Below are 2,138 nucleotides of genomic sequence, written 5' to 3'. Positions count from 1 at the left end.
CGTGGGCCATGCGCGGGTGCACCGGCCCTGGGTGACCGAGCCGGGCCTGTGGTTGCAGTACGACTTCGGTGACGGTCCGGTGATCGACGGGGTCAAGACCGTGCTGTTTTGCGCGTGGCTGGCGTGGTCACGGTTCCGGGTGGTCCTGCCGATCCGCGACAAGACGGCCCCGAGTGTGTTCGCTGCCCTGGATGTGACGTTGCGCCGCCTGGGCGGGGCGCCGACGTATGTGCTGACCGACAACGAGAAGACCGTCACCGTTGAGCACGTGGCCGGGATGGCGGTGCGCAACCCGCAGGTGGTGGCGTTCGCCCGCCACTATGGGGTCACGGTGCTCACGTGCGAGCCCGCGGATCCGGCTTCCAAGGGTGGTAGCGAGTCCACGGTCAAGGTCGCCAAAGCCGACCTGGTGCCCAAGGAGACGAACCTGCGCGGCGAGTACTCCTCGTTCGCTGAGCTGGAGGAGGCCTGCGAGCAGTGGTGCGAGCAGATCAACGACCGGGAGCACCGCGTCACTCGGCGAGCGCCAGCGGAGATGCTCGTCCAGGAACGGGCCCGCCTGCACACCGTGCCGACCGAGGCATACACGGTGGCGCTGGGGGCGACCCGGCAGGTGCCGGTGAACTCGCCGATGGTGACGTTTGAATCCGGACAGTACTCGGTGCCGCACACGCTGCTCGGTCAGACCGTGTGGGTCCGCGCCTATGGTGCCGGCGCCGGCGAGCAGATCGTCGTGGTGCACGTCGGAGCGGATGGGCCGGTGGAGGTGGCCCGCCACCCGCGGGCCACCCCGGGCAGCCCACGACTTGCCGATGCGCACTTCCCGGACGCCCCGGCCGGGGCCCTGCACCGCCAACCCAAGGCCCGCAACGCCGCGGAGGCGGCCTTCCTGGCCCTCGGCGACGGGGCCCGACTGTGGCTGACCGAGGCCGCCGCCGCGGGCACGGCCAGGATGCGGGTGAAGATGGCCGAGGCCGTCGCCCTGGCCAAACTGTTCGACCCGGGCGAGGTCGACTGGGCGCTCGGTCACGCGGCGCTGCACAGCCGGTTCGCCGAGGCCGATCTGCCGTCGATCCTGAACCACCACGCCGCCTCCGGCGGTGCCGGCCAAGCCCACACAGCGGGTGAGGACCGGTCGCTGACCCAGGGCACTTCCGGATGGGCCGCCCTCGGCGGGCAATCACCGGTGGCCGCCGATTCTGAGGAGGTAGACCGATGACCGCCACCGAGGTTCCGGCGCTGGGTGTGCCGGCCAGTCCGCCGCTGCCCGCAGACCTGGATGCCGTGTTGCGGCGCCTGAGACTGCCGCACATTCGCCGCCACGCGCCCGAGGTGATCGCCACCGCCAAAGCCCAACGCTGGGACCCGGCCGAGGTGCTGCGTGCGCTGTTGGCTGAGGAGGCCAGCGGCCGCGACCGGGCCTCGCTGGCCACTCGACGCGCTGCCGCCGGGTTTCCCACTGGCAAGACGTTCGACGCGTGGGACGAGTCCGTCTCCTCGATTCCAGCACCGACTCAACAGGCGTTGCGGACGCTGGAGTGGGTGCACCGCAAGGAGAACCTCGTCGTCTGCGGGCCCTCTGGGACCGGCAAGACGTTCCTGCTCGAGGCCCTCGGGCAGCAGGCGGTCGAGGAGGGACTGAAGGTCTCCTGGTTCACCCTGGAAGACCTCGGCGTTCTCCTGCGCAGTCACCGCGCCGACGACACCGTCACCAAGGCCATCGCCAAGATCCTGCGCGCCGACCTGATCATCGTCGACGACATCGGACTGCTGCCGGTGGCCACCGACGCCGCTGAAGGGCTTTACCGCCTGGTGGACGCCGCCTACGAAAAACGAGCCATCGCGATCAGCTCGAACCTGCACCCGGCCGGCTTCGACGAACTCATGCCCAAGACCATCGCCACCGCGACAGTGGACCGGCTCCTGCACCACGCCCACGTCTGCCAGACCAGCGGCGACTCCGTCCGCCTCTCCCAAGCACTCGCAGGCCAGGGGGTGAAGCCCTTGGCCTGACAACCCGAGGACCCGAGATGGCCAGCCCCTGGGCAGATCCCATGGCCATCTCCGGGCAGATCTGGTGACCGTCACCGGGCAGGTCTCAAGACCGCCCCTGGGCAGAACTCACTGGCCCTTGACAA

At 70.0% G+C, this 2,138-nt stretch carries 2 protein-coding genes; both read left to right on the top strand.

What is annotated here, in order from left to right:
• Nucleotides 1–1,219: IS21 family transposase (locus DPA01S_RS15865; protein WP_061917877.1), on the top strand; the 1,219-nt coding region annotated here is incomplete at its 5' end.
• Nucleotides 1,216–2,013, top strand: coding sequence for an IS21-like element helper ATPase IstB (gene istB, locus DPA01S_RS15860; protein WP_061917874.1), 798 nt, complete (start codon nucleotides 1,216–1,218; stop codon nucleotides 2,011–2,013). The genes DPA01S_RS15865 and istB, both read left to right, overlap by 4 nt.
• Nucleotides 2,014–2,138: the final 125 nt, after the last annotated feature.

Origin of the sequence: Dietzia papillomatosis NBRC 105045, from assembly GCF_001570845.1 — a bacterium.
Taxonomy (GTDB): domain Bacteria; phylum Actinomycetota; class Actinomycetes; order Mycobacteriales; family Mycobacteriaceae; genus Dietzia; species Dietzia cinnamea.
Note: the sequence above shows the minus strand (reverse complement) of the source record. Positions and strands in the feature narration are given on the sequence as shown.